Below are 18,722 nucleotides of genomic sequence, written 5' to 3'. Positions count from 1 at the left end.
AGCTCCTATCATCAGGCATAGGCGCAGACATAGAAATTGACACTGCAAGCTCCTCGGCTCCTTCAGTGTCACTATCTCTCGCTCATCACCTCAAACCGCGCCAGATGGGGTCAGCTTGGCGCTTACGGCCTATCGGCGAACCTTCGACATGCTCATGGATCGGCTGCCGGAGCGGCAGGCCTGCCGCATCATGGTGGATCTTCTCGCCATTGCGCACGAGCGCGGCTGCGAGAGGTAACTGGCCGATCAGCTGGACGCATCGCTGCAGGCGCGCCGATTGCCCGACATGGCGGCCTTGCGGGAACGGTTCGCGCCCGATCCGTCCCGGCTGCCGAATGTCGTCGTGCGCCTTGCTCCGCTCAACGCCTATGAAGCCCTGGTCGGGGCCAGCCTGACGGGAGACGCGGCATGAAGACCAACAACGCCGTCGATGCCGCAAGGCTGAGCCTGCTCCTCAACGAGCTGCGCCTGCCGGCCATCAAGGTCATGTGGCCCCAGTTCGCCGAACAGGCCGACAAGGAAGGTTGGCACGCCGCCCGCTTTCTCGCCGCGATCACCAAGCACGAACTGGCCGAACGCGATCGACGCCGCATTGAGCGGCATCTCGCCGAAGCCCGCCTGCTGCCGGGAAAGACCCTCGATGCTTTCGAGTTCGAGGCGGTGCCGATGATCTCAAAGGCGCAGGTGATGGCGATCACCGCCGGCGACAGCTGGCTCGAGAAGGGAGCGAACCTGCTTCTGTTCGGCCCGCCCGGTGGCGGAAAGAGCCATCTCGCCTCGGCCATCGGCCTCGCCCTTATCGAGAACGGCTGGCGGGTCATGTTCACCCGCACCACTGATCTCGTCTAGAAGCTTCAGGTCGCGCGCCGCGAACTCGGCCTCGAAGCCGCCATCAACCGAACCGACCGCTTCCACCTGCTGATCCTCGACGACCTCGCCTATGTCACCAAGGACCAGGCCGAATGGTTACTCTGTACCAGCAGGCGGGTTGCGAAAGACAATAGCGGGCTACCTCTGCCTTCTCCTCTTCTGATACTGCGATAATGCCATACGGAGCTGATCCGTCTGATGCGACAGCCAATTGGCTAGACAACACTACCAACGTGCCATCGACGATTGGGAAAACCAGGAAAGCTACGAAAATAGTGCCTTAACAATCGGAAAAGCCCGATCCCAGGGCTGACCGGAATCGCGCCCAAACCACACCCGCGAGCCGACACTCACCGACCCCGACCCGTAAAAGCATTTTGGGTGCCACATCAAGACGGAACCTTTCTCATCTAAGATGCGACCCGTTACGCCCGGTATTTGGCTCACCGTGCCAAAGCTATAGGTTGTCGTTCCGTAACACAGAACTTCGCAGAGCCCAACTAGCTGCTCCGCTGTTGGGCGTTTGGTAATGTCCTTATCTAAGCACTGCAGAATGATGTCATACAGCTGACCGCCAAGTGTCTTGAACTGTGCACCGTTTAACAGGCTAGGTTTTTTGGGCGGAACGGCATCAACAATCTTCGGAATTGATTTCAGGCCAGTTCCAAAGGGTAACTCGCCAGAAAGAAGCTCGTAGATTATGGCCGCAATCGCCCACACGTCGGAGGATTTCTTCGCCACCCTGAAATCATTGATCGCCTCTGGTGACATATACGGTATGGCGCCGAGAACAGTCTTCGAGGATGTTGCGCCGCCGACCTCCGCCCATTGCCCGATCTCCTCCTCAGCCATCTTAGCAATACCAAAGTCTGTGATTTTCACGTCGTGAAACAATGCACCTCCAACGACCATGATGTTGCTAGGCTTCAAATCGCGATGGACCACGTCAGCCGCATGCGAAGCGGCCAGACCTTTCGCTAATTGATGCAAAACACGAGCACAAGTAGAAGGGGGCAAATACGGAAGATTGCCAGCCATCACAGCAAATAGGTCGGTATCTGGAATCAACTCCTCTACAAGATACGGCCTGCCGCCTTCCTCAAAGTAATCAAGTGTCTTTGCTACGTTTTGATGATTGACCCGCGCACTGACTACAGCCGACTGCTTAAATCGCTTCACCCCAGCGTCGTCTTTCGGTGTCTTCAACGCAACATCTCGCTCAAACAGAATGTCGAAAGCGACATAAACGTGCTGCATTCCCCCTGCACCAATCCAATGCTTGGGTACATAGCGCTCTGCCAGCGGTGGCGTACCTGTTGAAATCGGCCCCTTCAATTCATGACCTCCGGATGGGATATGTCCGCAGTAATCGACGTTCGCCCACGCAGTGAAGGATCGCCCAGTACAATGACAGATGATCCTTGCAGAACGTACCCCATCATCATCTGTTTATTGTTATGGCGCACATGACCCGAGAACGCAGTGACTACAAAATCTAACCCGTTATAACTTATCGTAACCGCGTCCGATCCAGAGCTTAATTTCACCTGTTTCTTGGCACCATCCACCACATGATCCGTTCCGTTATGTGTGAGAAGCATGCGATGCTTCCCGTAGAGCAACTGCTTTCGAAGCGCTGTTTTTAGGTCGGCTGCGGACGGTCTAGAAGATGGATTACTACTGAGGCAGCGGTTGAGCAGCACGGTGGTACCAACAGAAAGCTTCAACGGTATGTTATCGAAATTCGTTGGGACCGCCGGGACAGTTGGAGGCGTAAAACCAAGTTCTGCAGGAAGGTTGCCCCCGTTGAAAAGCCACAGAGCGGTTGCACCAAATGCGAAAACGTCAACTGAGGCAGTAAAGTTATGATTTCCGTTTTTATCCAGTTTAAAAACCTCAGGGGCAGTATAAAACTGAGTGTAATACAACTGTTTTGTCTTTGCGTCTGCCTTCATTTTGGCTAATCCAAAATCGAATATCTTCAACACCCCGGAATTATCGATCTTCATGTTATCCGGTTTGATATCTCGATGAACGCGGTTAGCTAAATGGATGTCATTGATCCCGGAGATAATCGAATAAAGGAGTCCAAGAGCTTTCGATTCGCTTGTTGCGGGATCGAGGGGCTTCAACGGAGATCCTTCAATGAATTCCTCCACAAATCCGACTATATCGGACCCGTCTCTCAAAACGTCTAAGACCTGCACCACATATTTCGACCGTATGTCTGCTAGTGCTGACAGTTCGTCCATTAACCGGTGCTTTTCGATACCAGCCTTTAGCGACTTGACGACCACCTTACGCTGGAGATTCTCATCGCGACAGACCAACGTGTCTGACATTCCCCCGCCCGACAAAGTCTGTATCACCACGGCGTAGCGACTTGGAAGATTGATCATGATTCTTCGCTATCCTGGCTTCCGAATTCAATGTTAAGCTGAGGCTTAGCAATTACTTCTTCATCCTTAGTTTTAGCAATGTTGCTTTCGGCTTTTTTGTTCGGCTTCTGCCGGACACGTGGGGTTTTCTTCTGCTTTGGAGCTATCGTTGCCGGGGGTTTGTCTATGGGCAACTCTAACCCCGACGACGCGGGTGTTTGGGGGCCATCCAACCATATCTCAAGCTTATCGCTTTGCCCCCAAAGCGTCAGTTCGACCCCTTCACCAAACTTAGGCGTCCAGCCAACCTCAGAACCCACTATCGAGACTGCTGTAGAGTTGTCCTCAACGCCAATAGCTTCTGCCACATATATGACTTTGCGAACGAGTTCAGTGGGACTGAGAGAGTGCTTTGCTATCCCGTCGAGTGTCTTTCTTCCGATGCTGTGTGCGCCATCAGATGTCAAAAGATAGGTCGACCTCATGCCATTTGGGAGGCGAAAAACATGTGGTTCGATAGTTGCGCCAATGCCGACAAACTGAAGTAGTCTATTGTCGAGAATGTCTTCATTGGCACCGCTAGGAGGGCGCAACTGTCCTCCAATCGTATCATCTCGGGTGATCAAGCTAAGCCCGTCAGATCCGCTGCATTCATAGAGGCGACTGTCTCCCACATGAACCGCCCAGGCGTCTCTCGTGCCGGTCGCTACGATGGCAGTAAGGGTGGTCCCCCCACTGCCTCTAAAGCGCCGGTAGACCTCGAGATTCGCCGCAGAGACCGCCTCATAAAGCTTTTTTTCGATAGGGTGCCGCGAGGCCGTGGCGAACTGGCCGATGAAATTGCTCGCGGCGCACGCCGCTGCCTCCCCTCCTGCAGCCATCCCCCCCATTCCATCGCAAACAAGAGCGATAAGAAATTTCTGACCAGATGGCATTGAGACTGTCGCTACGGCTGCACGGTCTTGATTATCTTGGCGAACAGGCCCTTGTAGCGTGCCTATAGCTAAGCCAGCACTTGATTGCGTACTTCTTCCGGGGAGCTCTCTCGACAGGAAGAACTCTATGCGTTCTATCAGTCCCGTTCTCACAACTGCTCCAATTTGGCGCGGGATTCCATTTCTCGTAGCTAGTATCCCACAAGGACGGCGCCCTACAACTGTAACCGCGCGGGGCAGTGACTTTTTGAGCTGGAATCCGCGCACCAAAGGGACGTCGGCCGGATTGGTGACTTTCCTAGGGCGAGCATTTGGATGACTGACACTCAAATGCGCTGACATATTGCCGTCTTTGCGGGACACAGATGCGCGCGCATGAGGTACACAACTGAAGAATGCGATACGTGGCGGATGGTCATCCAAAATACTGAAATCGTTTGAGGAATTCCGCTCAATGCGCGGTTCGATTTCGCCGCTTTGCCCGGCCCACGGAGTACGTAGGTCTTCAGTCTGCGACGAGAGCTGACATGAGAACTCTTAAATCCGATAACCGGTCCATCTGCTCAATCGCCGCAAGCGCGCGGGCGGTGTTGGCGGGACTCAGCACGGATCTTGCGCAGTCCTCGAACTTGGACACAAACTCATCCCCCGCCATCGGGTTCTCCGGATGGCCGCGCATGTATTGCACCGTCTTATCTATCACCCGCCCGTCCTCAAGCGAGATTTCAACCCGGGCGGCAGCGCAGAAGCTTCTCGGGTTGGGGCTGGTTAGTTCGGGATCGAAGTCGATGTTTGAAATGTTGATCAGCCGCTGGATGACTGGATCATCGACTACTTCTTGAGAGAATTCGGCGAGAGATACGCGCCCCCGAGCCAGCGCAACCGCGGAACAAAACTCCATACTGAACTTGCCCTCCATAGGCGCTTGAGGGGCATGGTACGCCAGGTCACCACCCACTCCCGGAGCAAGCACGCATCGAATGGACCTTACGTGTTCAGGTTGGATGTTATGGCGATTGCGTAATTCGAGAATAGCATCGATGGCCGAATGGGTATCGAGGCAGGAGGGATACTTTTTGAAAACAATACCTGGCTCTCGGATATCAAATGGATTGCCGAGGAGCGAAGCGACGTCGGTGGAACGCCCGCCCTGCGATATGTACGTGTTAAGAAAGCCGTTTGTGCCTTCGAGCGCATTGGGACTTGCGGTGGCCCCTGCCGCAGCTAAAAGCGCCGCCTCAAGGCCGTCCCTCGCTGCAAAACCGCAATGCATTGGCTTTACCATCGAGCCGATATTCGCACGAATACCGGCTACACGGGAGGCGGCAATGCCGATGGCGGTAGCTGTATGTTCAGCGTCGAGTCCGAGTATCTTCGCGGCTCCGGCGGCAGCGCCAAACACGCCGAGTGCTGCGGTGGCGTGCCAACCGGACTGATAAAGCTCGTAACCAGAAGCACGGCCGAGCTTTGTCATCACTTCAATGGCAGCGGCATATGCGAGAAGGACATCTCGGCCCGAACGATCTGTCAGTTCACCAGCCGCCAAAATCGCCGGCAGTGCGGGCGCAGTAGGGTGCCCGCACATCGGGTCGCTTACGTCGTCGAAATCGCAAGCGTGTGCCATTACACCGTTGGCGAGGGCCGCGCCGAGCGCGGAGCTTTGAACGGAATGAGCAAGAACTGTTGCTTTTTTATCCTCACCGGCTCCGGGCACTATGGTGTCCAGCACCATTCGGGTTACCGGCTCCCTTGCACCCGCAATTACGCAGGCCAAGCAGTCCATGATCCCGAATTTCAGAGTAGTAAGATCGGTTGGCGACAGCGCGCCAAATTCCAGACCGCTGACAAACCTTCCTATCGCCATAGACAGAGAGGCAGCACCGTTAACATTCGAGTTCATAAGGATTGCCTATTTCGATATCAGCTCGTCTCAGTGATTAGATTCGCCGGAACTACCTGCCGCCCACTAACAGCTCGAATAGCGGTGCCAACGTGGGCTGCTTATCGAGGTGGTTGATGAAGTCGCCGATCGATCCGAGTTGTTTCTCGGAAAACGGGACCATGGACATTTCCGCACAAGCTTTTAATTTCCGCACACCATCAGCGAGCGAAGCGGGATTTTCCGGGTGTCCGAATGCCTTGTCGACTCGGATGAAATGCTCCGCTCCGCCTTTTAGCCTCACTTTGACCGTCACCGGCGAATTGGAATAAAGGCCGTGCGTGCGTTCGATCTCCGGATCAACTTCAATTTTAGTGAGCGCCATGATCCGGCGAACGGCCTGATCCCCAAGCGCATCAGGAAGGAAATCGCGAATTGCAACTTCGCCGCGCTGGGCCGCGACAGCTGTGGCGTACGGCAGGCTGAAACGCGCTACGACTGGATCCTTCGGATCCCATTTTTGATCGCGTGGCTGGACTACAAAATCCTCAGCGAGACGATTCAATCCGAGCTCGATTGAGACAATATCCTCGCCAGTAAATTTGTACCTCTGCCGCAATTGCAGAAGGCCGTCGATCGCAGGATGTACGCATTTACAGGCAGGCCACGGCTTGAAGCTGATGGAAGCGTTCACATACTCATTCCCGAGTTTGTCCATAAGCAAATCAAGATCGTAGGCGGGTTCGAAGGCCTTGTAAAAGCCGTACCTCCCAAAGAACGGATCCCGCGGTCCGTTGAAGCCCACCATTGCTGATAGTGCTGACTCCAGTCCAGCACGTGCCCGCAACCCCTGCTGCAGCGAGACTGTGTGAGCAGCCTCTTCGTACATTTGCAATTCTCCAGCAGCGTGCGCGTAAGCGATCCCGAACGCATTGCGGGTTTTTTCTTCATCAAGCCTCAGCAACTTGGCACTGACTGCGGATGCGCCCCAGACCGCGACCATATTGTCGCGTCCTGTTTCTATGGCGTTGGTCGTGACGCTGCGGGCAAGGCGCACGTGCAAATCGATGGCCGTCGCGACTGCGCAGAGCAATTCGCTCCCGGTAATGGAAGGGTCGCGTTCGGCGAGTGCTAACGCCGGCGGCACGTCATAGGCGCTTGCGTGGCAACCGTTGATACAGAGCTCATATGTCTCATCAAAATCAAGGGCTCTGGCCGTCGTCGCATTGACCAGGGCCGCCAAGCTGGCGGGCAGCTTCTCACCGGAGATCCAAACCGTACATTCTGGCCTGCCGCCAGACAACGCGCCCAAGTCGCGAGAGAAGCGGGCGATAGTATCATTCGATCCGCCAATGGCGCACGCGATTGTGTCAAGGATTGAAAGCTTCGCACGTTCTATCGCTTGCTCAGGTATCGCCTCCAGATTGGAATTGAGAACATGCCTAATGAGTTGCGTTGTAACGTCCATTGCCATACCTCCAAGCGATCTGGATCGAGAGCCCTAGCGCGAGCCGTCGATCGGCGGCCTCGACACTGGCAGATGAGAGACGATCTCGTGTCGATCCATCCCCACAACAAAGCCGAAGCAGTCAGCGCTGTTTAGATGTAGGGCCGATAAGGACGCGATTTGCATAAATCATGCCTGTTTCGAGCAGGAAAGCTGCGTTTTTCTACCGTGTCGCGCGCAACCCGGATTACTGAGGTGTAGAAGATTGCCGAACGCCAGCGGACACCCGGCTTTTCGTTCCAAGTGCGCCTAGTGCTGCCCCAAGAAGATACGCGACCTTGCTGCAGGGGCATGGCCAAAAGCGCAGCGTTCATCCAATGATTTCGTCGGGCTACCCCGGCATTGCTAGTGCTCAGCGTTTGCATGTTTTGTTCTGAGCACCCGCGGCTCAAGGAAGATCAATAGGGACGTCTCACAGCCGCGAATACGTGGTGGTGGACCCCGGCCAACATCATGCTGATGCAGTTCTCAAGCAGGCGGCACCAGCGCTGATCGGCAGCGGAGACAACCGATTGCGGGCCATCGCCCCGGACGATGTTCGCAGGTGGGGCACTGATCCCGGCGCAGTTCGAAAGCCTACAAGTGTAGCCGACAAAAGCGGAGTCATCGATGCAGCGGCCCACAGGCGAGATTGCGGTCAGGCTGATGAGGGCGTCGAGATAAAGACGCGTAGCCGCCCTAAATTCGCATATCTCCGGACCAACAGCGATGGCTACCAAGTTGATGCGCTTAAGACCGCAAAGTGCCGGCGTAAAAATGGATGAGGACGCATACTGCCCTTATTCTTCAATAGGCAGAGCCAATGACGCCTTGATCCGATCCATTACGACCATCGTCTTGACTGCTTTGATATCGGACTCATGAAAAAATCGGCGGGTAAATGCCTCATACTCGGCCATGTCTTGGACAGAGATCAAGAGAACGAAATCGGCTTCACCCGTCACATAATACGCACTCATGATCTCAGGCGTGCGCCGAACCGCCTGCTTGAACCGATCAATGATATCTACCCGCTCACGCTCGAGACTGATCGACGCCAGCATGAGCATGGGACGACCCACGGCTTGTGGCGAGACTATGGCAACGTCAGCCTCGATCACACCTTCATCACGCAGTCGCTTCAGTCGCCGCTGACAAGCGGTCGCAGAAAGGCCCGCAAGTTCGCCCAGTTCAGCCGTCGTCAGGCGATTGTCGCGCTGCACTGCGTTGAGAAGCTTGCGATCAACTCGATCCAGGTCCATTTCACGATCACTGCAAAAAAGGAGAGGTTTGCGCAGAAAAACTGCTTGGCTCACACGATATTAGCCTGAGTTCCACAAGGATCAAGCCATAAAATGATCCGATCAGCGAAAGGCATTTGCCTCCCGGTGGTGAACCTCTTGTCCTTTTAAGTTCGGCCGAATGGTATGATCGCCCGCAAGGTAGCTCGACGGCTTCTCAATCAAGGCATTTCGTTGCTTACAACTGCAGAAATGGGCGTCCCGAGTAGGTTTTGCGCTCTTTACCCACGAACACGGATCTGATGACGAGCATGACAAGCCATTTTCTTCCTTTGGACGTCCTCCGGCAGGAATTCCCAGCCACCCAAAGCGCCATTTATATGGATGTTGCAAATCAGGGGCTCATATCCAGAACCACCCGCACGTCCATGGATCAGCACCTTGATAATCGACTAAACGGCTTGAATGACGAAGAAGGAATGATGCAGCTTGTCGAGCAAACACGCTCCAGATTTGCTCAATTTATTGGGGCCGACAAGGACGAAATCGCTGTTACGAAGAATGCATCGGAAGGCATTAACATAATCGGAAACGCGATTGCTTGGAAGCCGGGAGACAACGTTGTCCTGTGCCGACAAGTGGAGCACGCAAACAATATCCTTCCTTGGCTGCAACTCAGGGACAAGCACGGAGTTGAGCTGCGGATTGTAGAATCTGATAACGGCGCAATCCCGTGCGACGCTACTATCGATCAAATCGACTCGCGCACCCGTGTCGTTACAGTATCGACTGTCACAATGGTGCCAGGCTTCAAGACAGTGATGGAGCCGATAGCCGAGGCTTGCAAGCGTCTTGGCGCCTTTCTTTTGGCCGACGCCTCCCAATCGGTTGGCATCCTCCATACCGATGTCAGACTGCTTGGCGTCGACGGTTTGGTCGCATCATCTTACAAGGGGTTGATGGGCCTCTATGGGTTGGGATTTCTATATTGCCGCCGGGAATGGGCGGATCGCCTAAGTCCTGCCTACCTCGCCCGCTTTAGCGTCGATTTGGGGGACGCACCAGAGTCGGCTCCAATATTCGATTCGGTAAAATTGCGCGCCGGCGCGCCCCGTTTTGAAATCGGCCATTTCAATTTTCCCGGCGTCATAGCGGTCCACGCATCCATCGGACAGCTGATGGAAATCGGCACGCCCGCCATTGAACAAAGCGTTACATCGGTTGCAAGGCGACTAGCGTCGGGCCTCCTAGACCTCGGGCTCCCCGTCTGCGGCGGAACGCCAGGGGATCACACCGGAAGTATTGTTGCTCTCGGAGATCCAGCACCTGGTTCGGGAAAAGCCGATAGCCGCATTCAGTCGCTGAACGAGCATTTATTGAAAAACCAGGTGATCGCCTCAGTACGCCGGGGAATGCTGCGCTTCTCGCTACATTTATACAACACAGCAGACGAGGCTGACCGAGTTGTCGGCCTGGCAAAGAACTGGCTGGCATAGCCGCAAGCTTGCATTCTCAAGGAGGGATAGGAGTATTCATGTCGTCCATCAGCACACAAACGGTTGAGCTTCTCAAACAACTCATAAAGATTGAGAGCATCAACCCTTCAGCGTCGGCAAAGGGAAGCGGTGAACAAAAGGTCGCTGAGTTCCTTGAGGCCTTCTGCCGAGAGCGAAATCTGCCCTTTGAATATCAGGAGGTCACCGACGGCCGCGCCAATTTCTTCACCTGGGTTCCTGGGCAGGAGCCCGATAAGCGTGTCCTGTTCATATCCCACATGGACACGGTGCCGGTTGATAATTGGGAGGCAGATCCTTTTTCGCCGGACGAACGGGATGGTCGGATTTATGGGCGAGGAAGTTGTGACGATAAGGGCCCGCTCGCGGCAATGCTCATGGCTCTGAGCACCCTGGGGGACCGTAAGCCACGATACACGATTGTCCTAGGCGCAAGCGTCGACGAAGAATACCGGAAGAAGGGAGCGCGAAAAATCGCTCAATCAGGTGTATCCTACGAGGCCGCAGTGGTCGGTGAGCCCACTGACTTGGAGCTTGTCGTTGCACATAAAGGATCGGTCCGCTGGCAGGTTGAAGTCGAGGGTGTGCCCGCTCACAGCTCCAAGCCCCATCTCGGAGTGAACGCGATCACAGGAATGGCCAAGGTTATCTTGGCGCTCGACAAGATTAATGAGACTTTGTCCCAACGCGTGCACCCCCTGGTCAGCCCCCCGACCCTTACGATCACGCTCATCGAAGGGGGTGCGGAATTGGCGACGGTGCCGCCATCCTGCCGGGTGTGGATCGACCGGCGGCTCATACCGGGAGAGCGACCGGCGGACGCGCTACAGGAGGTTGAAAACATCCTGGAAGGCCTTCGCCAGGGTCCCGATAAGATCAAGGTGCGCTCGCTGCTACCCGCTCTGGAAGATCCAGCTCCCCCGAGTGCGGAAGCCACAAAGATCGCCGCGGTGGCGGCAAAGGCCTGTGCTGAAGTTGCCGGAACGGGCCAGCACCGCGGAGTTCCATATGGGACGGATGCGAGTCAATTGTCGTTGGGAGGTATTCCCTGCGTCATTCTTGGACCCGGGAGTATTGATCAGGCCCATACTGCCAATGAGTACGTGGAGATTGATCAGTTGGCCAAAGCGGTCGACATCTACCAAAAGATCATGCTTACCTACTAGCGACCACTGGCACAATTACGCAAGAATAGGATCCCGCGATGACTCGGCTTCGCGGGACCACGTGCCTTACGCCAGACTTTCAAGCCCTATCGAGCCACTTACATATAATCCCGCCGATGCCGGATGATCATCTCTGACCTCCGTTGCGGCAAGAGGCTGGCGCGTTGGGACGGATGTCGGCTGGGGACTTCGCAGCCGACATCCGCGCCGTCATGGTCCGGTTCAGGCGAAGACGACCGCTTACCTCATCTTGTGCTTACGATAATGATCATGACAAATGTTTGAGGCAGATGAACTCTTCTCTGCGGAGGCCGATGATCATTTTCATGATGAATGCGGCATATTCGGAGTCTTTGGCCCCTTGGATGCGGCCACTATCGTCACCCTCGGCTTGCATGCCCTGCAGCACCGAGGCCAGGAGGCGGCGGGCATTGTCTCCCATGACGGCACGCAGTTCCACGTCGAACGTCATGTCGGCCTGATCGGCGACACCTTTACCAAGCAGGCGGTCCTCGACCGGCTGAAGGGCACACTCGCCATCGGCCACACCCGCTACGCCACCGCGGGCGGAACCGGGCTGAGCAACGTACAGCCTTTCTTCGCCGAGTTGGCCGACGGCGGCTTTGCCATCGCCCACAACGGCAACATCACCAATGCGATGACGCTGCAGCGTACGCTGCAGAAGCAGGGTTCGATCTTCTCGTCGACCTCCGACACCGAAACGATCCTGCATCTCATCGCAACCAGCAGCGGGAAGCACGTCAATTCGCGCTTCATAGATGCGGTTCGCCAACTGGAGGGCGCATTCTCATTGGTAGCACTCTCCTCCACAATAATGATCGGCTGCCGCGACGCGCTCGGGATCCGGCCGCTGGTACTCGGCGAACTTGACGGTGCCTGGATCCTGGCCTCAGAGACCTGCGCGCTCGACATCATCGGTGCGCGCTTTGTTCGAGACCTGAAGCCTGGCGAGATGGTCATTGTCACCGCTGAGGGAGTGGAGAGCCTGTTCCCGTTCAAAACGCAGAAACCGCGGTTCTGCATTTTCGAGTATGTCTATTTCTCTCGTCCGGATTCGTCGGTCGAGGGCCGCAACGTCTATGAAGTGCGAAAGAAGATTGGCGCCGAGCTCGCCATCGAGAACCCGGTCGATGCCGATATCGTAGTGCCTGTGCCTGACGGCGGCACGCCGGCCGCGATCGGCTTTGCCCAAGCCGCCGGCCTGCCCTTCGAGCTCGGCATCATTCGCAACCACTATGTTGGCCGCACCTTCATCCAGCCGACCGATTCCATCCGCCACATGGGCGTCAAGCTGAAGCACAATGCCAATCGCCGGATGATCGAGGATAAGCGGATCGTGCTGGTCGACGATTCCGTAGTGCGAGGCACAACCAGCCAGAAGATCGTACAGTTGCTACGCGATGCCGGCGCGAAGGAAGTGCATATGCGCGTCGCTTCGCCGCCGACCCGCTCCTCATGCTTCTACGGCGTCGACACGCCCGAGACGGCGAAACTTTTAGCGTCGCGCATGTCGATCGAGGAAATGGCAAAATTTATCCGTGTCGATTCGCTCGGCTTCGTGTCGATCGACGGGCTTTATCGAGCTCTCGGCGAAACGGCCCGTGAGAACAAACAGCCTCAATTCTGCGACGCCTGCTTCACTGCCGAGTATCCGACCCGCCTGCTCGACCGGGCTTCGTCGGCTTTGGCCGCAGGCGGACAGTGAATCTTTGGTGGTCAGTATGAACCCCGAGGGACTGCCTGCTCGGAAGATGAAGGGTGGTCAGCCAAAGGGCAACCTGGCCCGGTAACGTTGAACTCGGCCGGAACCATGCAGCTTACTGCGGAAGAGTCCTTCGATCCAGCTTAAGCCCGAAGACCGCACCACCTGTGAGCGAACCCTGGTCCGTGCATGTTCGAACACAGCTCGCCGACAGATGCAGGGTCGGTGTCAGGGCACAGCGCCGCTGCGCACATCAGTCGATCAATCTTCGGCCCGCTGTTGTGAAGCCGGTCGCGATCGCATGGGGCGGGTCAAAAGATGCGGATCGGCGGCCTGTGCGATGAGCTCCTCCGAAAGGTCCGGCTGCTCGGCCAGAACTTCGCGGATCGTTTTACCGGAGGACAAGACTAGCTTTGCAAGCTCCGCCGCCCGATCATACCCGATTGCGGGCGTCAGAGCTGTTGCCACGGCGGTGCTGGCTTCGAGATGTCTGCGGCAAGTCTCTGCATTGGCGGTAATGCCCACGACGCACTTCGTGCGCAGAACATCGATGGCATTGGTCAGAAGCTCAAGCGAGTGCAGTAAATTGTAGGCGATCACCGGCTCCATGACGTTCAGCTGCAGCTGTCCCGCTTCGGAGGCGAGTGTGATTGTGAGATCGTAACCGATGATCTGAAAGGCGACCTGATTGACCACCTCCGGCACTACAGGATTGACCTTTCCGGGCATGATCGACGAGCCGGGCTGAAGCGCTGGCAAATTGATTTCGTTCAGCCCCCCACGCGGGCCGCTGGAAAGCAGCCGCAGATCGTTACATATCTTCGAGAGTTTCGTGGCCGTCCGCTTCAGCATTCCCGAGAAGAGCACGAAGGCACCGGTATCCCAGCAGGCTTCGATCAGATTTCCGGCCGGGATAACGGGCAGGCCGGAAATCGCGCGCAACTCGGCGACAGCTGCCGCCTGATAGCCGGGGTTCGTATTGATGCCGGTGCCAATCGCCGTTCCACCGAGATTGATTTCATGGAAGAAAGCGCCAATCTCACCGAGACGGGCCACATCTTCCCGCAGTGTGGTCGCGAAAGCCTGAAACTCCTGGCCAAGCGTCATCGGAACTGCGTCTTGCAACTGCGTGCGGCCCAGTTTGATCACGTCCGAAAAGTTTTCCGCCTTGCCCTCCAACTCACTCGCGAGTTGCTCCAAAGCTCGTTGCAATGCGCCGCGTGAAAGAAGGATCGCAAGACGGATCGCTGTAGGATAAACATCGTTTGTCGATTGAGCGAAGTTGACGTCGTTATTGGGATGCAGTTGGTCATATTGTCCGCGTGGCAGTCCCATGATTTCCAGGCCGCGGTTGGCGATCACTTCATTGATGTTCATGTTGGTCGAGGTGCCTGCGCCGCCTTGAAACACATCGAGCGGGAAATGGCTGAGATGCCTGCCGGCCGCGATTTCTTCGCAGACCTGGCAGATGACATCGGCCTTTTGCTTGTCCAGATCGCCGAGCGCCGCGTTGGCGCGTGCCGCTGCCATTTTCACGTAGGCAAGCGACTTGATGAAGTTCGGAAAATGGCTGATCCGGATACCAGAAATCGGGAAGTTAGCGATGCCCCGAGCCGTTTGCGGGCCATAATAGGCATCGACCGGGATGCTTACAGGGCCAAGCGGATCTTTCTCGATGCGCTCTATTTCTGGAGCCTTCGTCACCACGATTACCTCAGTCATTGCGCTGGCGCAGTTGGCTCGGAGGCGCACGTCAGTTGGAAGCCTCCAACTCGGAGCTCATCGAAGCCTCGTCATAGCTCCGCGGGCCGAGCGGTCCAATAGGCCACAAGGAAAGTGGGCCTCCGGGCTTCGAAGTAGTTGCGGAGCGGATCCCTCCGGGGGACAGAAGAGAACCAGCTCGCTCCGCCTCCATGGTGGCGCACGCCCTATTGTTTAGCCCGATCGCCGTTTGGATCGAAAAACGCCCGGAGCGACGCGTCGCATTCATAGAGTTTGCCGGCGATCTCGATTTCCCATCGACTGTTTTCAATCAGGTCCTTCGTGACACCAGCGGGGTGGTTTACATATCCCATTCCGATTGACGTTCCGATCGTAAAGCTCTTCACGCCGGACGAAATATATCCGACAATCCTCCCGTCACAGCGGATAAGCTCTTCATGAAAGAGGACAGGCTTCGGATCGCGAAGCTTGAATGATACCAGTCGTTTTTTAAGCGGTCCGGAATTTTTCTGGGACGTCAACGCGCCTTTTCCTATAAAGCCGCCTTCTTTATTCCAGTCCACTGTAAATCCTAACCCCGCTTCAAGCAACGTATCAACTGGTGTTAGATCGAGCTGGTATTCTCGGTAGGCGCGCTCGGACCGCAGATGTTCAAGCGCGTGGTACCCTGCAGCCTTGAGGCCATACGCCTGGCCGGCCTCCCAAACAACATCAAACACGTGCTGTGCCATCTCGGTTGGAATATGAAGCTCCCAGCCAAGTTCTCCGACATAAGTCAGCCTGTTGGCTATCACACGAGCATATCCGATATCGATTTCCTGACTGGTAGCGAATGGGAACGCCGAATTCGCCAGATCTGTGTCGGTTACCTGCGATAGGATCTCGCGCGATCGCGGGCCTTGCAATGACAGGACCGCGTACCCAGACGTGAGATCGGTGACCGTGACATTCCATTCGTCAGTAATGTGTTTTGTTATCCAGGCCTTATCCCGAGGATGGACGGTCGCTGACGAGATGATTAGGAACTCTGTCTGCGACAATCGGTTTACAGTGATGTCCGTCTCTATCCCGCCCTTTTCATTGAGCATGTGGGTGTATACCAGCTTTCCCACAGGTACATCCACGTTGCCGGCGCAAAGCCACTGAAGGAAACGGCACGCATCGCGACCCTGAACCAAGTGTTTTCCGAAAGAGCTTTGGTCCAGCAAGATGGCATTGTTGCGGGCAGCCTTGCACTCCTGACTGGTATATTTGAACCAGTTCGGCTCGTCGTAGGAGTAGACGTTTTTAGTCGATTCCCCCTCCCCCGCGAACCACATGGGACGCTCCCATCCCATTCCTTCGCCAAAGCTAGCTCCAAGCCTCGCCCACCGGTCGTGAAGAGCGCTTTTGCGGACACCTCGGGATGTCTCAGACTGGTAAGCCGGCCAGTGCATTTTATAGTGAAGACCCAACACTTCGGCTGTGCGATCGTGCAAATATCGTTTATTGATCTGGAAGGGATGGAAACGGGCGACATCCACGAAGCTGATATCCATCTGAGGCTCACCGGCAATGATCCACTCTGCCAGAGCTCGTCCGGCTCCCGCGCCGTATTCAATGCCCTCTGAATTATAACCTGTCGAAACAAAAAGATTTTTCGATCCAGGAACTTCACCAATCATGAACAGAAGGTCAGGGGTGAAACTTTCAGGACCATTGAAAAACTTTGCAATGCCGCAGTTCGCAAGATCAGGAACAATCTCTATCGCTTTGGTCATCGGTAGCTCAAAGTGGTCCCAATCTTCAGGAAGCTCGATGTACGCCGTTTCCTTCGGAAGCTTCCCCATCGGCAAAGGTTTTCCCCAAGGCTCGAAGGCACCAACCAAGAGCTTTCCTGTATCTTCCTTGAGATACACATGCCCGTCGGTGTCGCGTAGCACTGGCAAGGTGGGCGTCACAAAATCCATGGCTTCGGTCACTACATAAAAGTGCTCTGCCGCGTAAATCGGAATTCGTGCACCTAACTTCGACGCAAGTTCTCTGGTCCAAAGCCCACACGCAAGCACGAGAATTTCAGCTTCAACAACTCCGTCGTTAGTCCGAACTTGGTAGCGTCCGTCTGCGGTACGCCAGAGGTCTGTGACTTCTGCGTTTTCGGAAATTTTTACGCCGTTCTTTTTGGCACCAAGAGCTAACGCCATGCATGTGTCGACAGGATTGGTTTGGCCGTCACCAGGGATAAAGACTGCGCCTTCGATGATTGACGCGTTGAGCGCTGGATAGAGTTTTTTCGCCTCGCTAGGCGAGATCATGTTGGCCTCAAGGCCAAAACTTTTGGCGATCGAGGCGTTGCGTGCAGTTTCGTATAGGCGTTCCTTGGTTCTGGCGACCCCAAGCGTGCCATTTCGCTTGAATCCGGTAGCTTGGCCAGTCTCGGCCTCCAGCGCGGAGTAAAGTTCAGCATTGTATTTTGCGATCTCCGTCAGTGCGTGTGTCCCACGCGTCTGCATGATCAAACCCGCAGCGTGCCAAGTTGTACCGGACGTAAGACTGTTGCGCTCCAAGAGTGCGACGTCCTTCTTACCGTTCCTTGCAAGGTGAAAGGCAACACTTGCTCCCGCGATCCCTCCACCAACTATGAGGATCTCGTGGTGGCGAGTCGCTGTTTCACGAGGACGGAAAGGCGGATTCGTAATCATATGTATCCTTGTTCGGTTTCACTCGGAACTGGCAGCGGCAAGGTGTTTCGACGAGTTCGGCCATGTTGAGCTTATGCGGGCCGCTTCCGCGCCATTTCCGGCCTTATGATCATGAGTCAGTCACTTTCCAGCAGAATAAGGGGCGAAGCTCGCGTAGATCGCGCTAATTGTGCCGCAAAAGCGGTGTCATTCTGCGTATTCTTCGGTTGGGCGCTGAATTATTGCGCGGGAGAACGGGCGGCGCTGATGAAGTCAGGGTTGGTCCGATTGCGAACACTTCCAAAGCGTGTCCGAGCACCCAGATGGTAAACTGCGCCATCTCTCAGATAGCGACCCTTGACCCACGGCTGGGTCGCGCGCCTACACGAGCTCAGGCGATGGCCGCGTCCTTCGCGGCTGGTCCCTCGATAGCGCTGTGGCTAGCGAGTGGATTGCGGCTGCATCATGTAGGTTGCCGACACAAACTGCTCGAGGAAACCATCGACAGCCAACAAAATGATGAACCTGGGCATGCCCGGAGAGAAGACCCCAACCCCCATATCCTGCGCGACGTGGTCGCCTTTGCCGCCGAGCGGCCGAGGAAGCTGAAGGCGAACTCCGCCCTCACCGACCGCCCCCCGGCGAAAAGAACCCGCGCTTGCCCAGTGCCACGGCTGTCCCGAGCGCGACTGTGAGACGCGCGTCGGCACCCTCGAGCTTGCGCATCCCAAGCTGCGGAGGGCTCCTACTTCCCTCTTAAAGACGCTGACCGCAGTCGTGCGGGAGGTTGGCGGGAACGACTAATAGCGGCCGCTGCTGACCAGATCCGGTGAAGTCCTCAGCGCCATCACGCCTGCCGCGCGAAGCTGCATAGTACCAACGATCGGCTCACCGGCTAGATCAAGCGGAAGACAATGGTCGGCGGCTTCTTCTCCAAGGAGATGCCATAGTCCGCCTCGCAGGTGCGCTGCTCCTGCTCATGGCGATGAAGGAGCTTGTTAGGCCAGATGAGCCATGATCCGCTTATGGGCCTGCCGGCTGTGGGCTGATACGCCGGCTGCATGCCAGAGCGCGCGGCGACCAAGTCCTCAGCTACACCCTTCCGTGGGCACGATCTCGCGTCGATTGCGAAAGATCTGTGGCATTGA

General features: G+C 56.0%; 11 protein-coding genes and 2 pseudogenes. 5 read left to right on the top strand and 8 right to left on the bottom strand.

Going from position 1 to position 18,722, the window contains the following annotated elements:
• Positions 1-127: 127 nt before the first annotated feature.
• Both EOB36_RS35300 and EOB36_RS21775 read left to right on the top strand, forming a co-directional pair.
• Positions 128-412 (top strand): annotated as a pseudogene (locus EOB36_RS35300) (IS21 family transposase); the annotation flags it as partial.
• Positions 409-963: pseudogene (locus EOB36_RS21775) on the top strand (ATP-binding protein); the annotation flags it as partial. The pseudogenes EOB36_RS35300 and EOB36_RS21775, both read left to right, overlap by 4 nt.
• Positions 964-1,134: 171 nt before the next feature.
• Here the strand turns inward: EOB36_RS21775 and EOB36_RS21770 are convergent.
• The 6 genes from EOB36_RS21770 to EOB36_RS21745 form a co-directional block, all read right to left on the bottom strand.
• Positions 1,135-2,205 (bottom strand): serine/threonine-protein kinase, encoded by a 1,071-nt coding sequence (locus EOB36_RS21770; protein ID WP_127316343.1) that lies wholly within the window; start codon positions 2,203-2,205, stop codon positions 1,135-1,137.
• Positions 2,202-3,269, bottom strand: a complete 1,068-nt coding sequence (locus EOB36_RS21765; RefSeq protein ID WP_128285664.1) for a serine/threonine-protein kinase — start codon at positions 3,267-3,269, stop codon at positions 2,202-2,204. Before EOB36_RS21765 ends, EOB36_RS21770 begins: the two co-directional genes overlap by 4 nt.
• On the bottom strand, positions 3,266-4,129 hold the full coding sequence (locus EOB36_RS21760) for a hypothetical protein (protein ID WP_128285663.1): 864 nt from the start codon (positions 4,127-4,129) through the stop codon (positions 3,266-3,268). Before EOB36_RS21760 ends, EOB36_RS21765 begins: the two co-directional genes overlap by 4 nt.
• Before the next feature lie 559 nt (positions 4,130-4,688).
• The gene (locus EOB36_RS21755) at positions 4,689-6,083 is read right to left on the bottom strand and encodes an MmgE/PrpD family protein (RefSeq protein ID WP_127316346.1); all 1,395 of its coding nucleotides are present in this window, start codon (positions 6,081-6,083) and stop codon (positions 4,689-4,691) included.
• 52 nt (positions 6,084-6,135) lie between these two features.
• The gene (locus EOB36_RS21750) at positions 6,136-7,530 is read right to left on the bottom strand and encodes an MmgE/PrpD family protein (RefSeq protein ID WP_128285662.1); all 1,395 of its coding nucleotides are present in this window, start codon (positions 7,528-7,530) and stop codon (positions 6,136-6,138) included.
• A gap of 818 nt (positions 7,531-8,348) precedes the next feature.
• A complete protein-coding gene (locus tag EOB36_RS21745) occupies positions 8,349-8,810 on the bottom strand; it encodes an Lrp/AsnC family transcriptional regulator (RefSeq protein WP_126057703.1) in 462 nt (153 codons plus the stop codon).
• Positions 8,811-9,091: 281 nt separating this feature from the next.
• Between EOB36_RS21745 and EOB36_RS21740 the strand changes: the two genes are divergently transcribed.
• From EOB36_RS21740 to purF, 3 genes are all read left to right on the top strand, one after another.
• Positions 9,092-10,285 carry an aminotransferase class V-fold PLP-dependent enzyme gene (locus tag EOB36_RS21740; protein WP_128285661.1) on the top strand — a complete coding sequence of 398 codons (1,194 nt, stop codon included), beginning with the start codon at positions 9,092-9,094 and terminating at the stop codon, positions 10,283-10,285.
• A gap of 38 nt (positions 10,286-10,323) precedes the next feature.
• Positions 10,324-11,469: a M20 family metallopeptidase gene (locus EOB36_RS21735; protein WP_127316348.1), complete on the top strand. Its 1,146-nt coding sequence runs from the start codon at positions 10,324-10,326 to the stop codon at positions 11,467-11,469.
• Positions 11,470-11,746: 277 nt separating this feature from the next.
• Positions 11,747-13,195 (top strand): amidophosphoribosyltransferase, encoded by a 1,449-nt coding sequence (purF, locus tag EOB36_RS21730; protein ID WP_128285660.1) that lies wholly within the window; start codon positions 11,747-11,749, stop codon positions 13,193-13,195.
• Positions 13,196-13,453: 258 nt separating this feature from the next.
• On the opposite strand, the gene EOB36_RS21725 is transcribed toward purF, so the two are convergent.
• Both EOB36_RS21725 and EOB36_RS21720 read right to left on the bottom strand, forming a co-directional pair.
• Positions 13,454-14,914, bottom strand: a complete 1,461-nt coding sequence (locus EOB36_RS21725) for an aspartate ammonia-lyase (RefSeq protein ID WP_128285659.1) — start codon at positions 14,912-14,914, stop codon at positions 13,454-13,456.
• Positions 14,915-15,120: 206 nt separating this feature from the next.
• The gene (locus EOB36_RS21720) at positions 15,121-17,595 is read right to left on the bottom strand and encodes an FAD-dependent oxidoreductase (protein WP_128285658.1); all 2,475 of its coding nucleotides are present in this window, start codon (positions 17,593-17,595) and stop codon (positions 15,121-15,123) included.
• Positions 17,596-18,722: the final 1,127 nt, after the last annotated feature.

The organism is Mesorhizobium sp. M6A.T.Cr.TU.017.01.1.1 (genome assembly GCF_004023115.1).
GTDB lineage: Bacteria > Pseudomonadota > Alphaproteobacteria > Rhizobiales > Rhizobiaceae > Mesorhizobium > Mesorhizobium mediterraneum.
Note: the sequence above shows the minus strand (reverse complement) of the source record. Positions and strands in the feature narration are given on the sequence as shown.

Bases quoted from the DNA above. Each gene is read 5' to 3' on its own strand.
- EOB36_RS21765 (WP_128285664.1), bottom strand. From the start codon at position 3,269: ATGATCAATCTTCCAAGTCGCTACGCCGTGGTGATACAGACTTTGTCG.
- EOB36_RS21760 (WP_128285663.1), bottom strand. From the start codon at position 4,129: ATGGCTGCAGGAGGGGAGGCAGCGGCGTGCGCCGCGAGCAATTTCATC.
- EOB36_RS21755 (WP_127316346.1), bottom strand. From the start codon at position 6,083: ATGAACTCGAATGTTAACGGTGCTGCCTCTCTGTCTATGGCGATAGGA.
- EOB36_RS21750 (WP_128285662.1), bottom strand. From the start codon at position 7,530: ATGGACGTTACAACGCAACTCATTAGGCATGTTCTCAATTCCAATCTG.
- EOB36_RS21745 (WP_126057703.1), bottom strand. From the start codon at position 8,810: ATGGACCTGGATCGAGTTGATCGCAAGCTTCTCAACGCAGTGCAGCGC.
- EOB36_RS21740 (WP_128285661.1), top strand. From the start codon at position 9,092: ATGACGAGCATGACAAGCCATTTTCTTCCTTTGGACGTCCTCCGGCAG.
- EOB36_RS21735 (WP_127316348.1), top strand. From the start codon at position 10,324: ATGTCGTCCATCAGCACACAAACGGTTGAGCTTCTCAAACAACTCATA.
- purF (WP_128285660.1), top strand. From the start codon at position 11,747: ATGTTTGAGGCAGATGAACTCTTCTCTGCGGAGGCCGATGATCATTTT.
- EOB36_RS21725 (WP_128285659.1), bottom strand. From the start codon at position 14,914: ATGACTGAGGTAATCGTGGTGACGAAGGCTCCAGAAATAGAGCGCATC.
- EOB36_RS21720 (WP_128285658.1), bottom strand. From the start codon at position 17,595: ATGATTACGAATCCGCCTTTCCGTCCTCGTGAAACAGCGACTCGCCAC.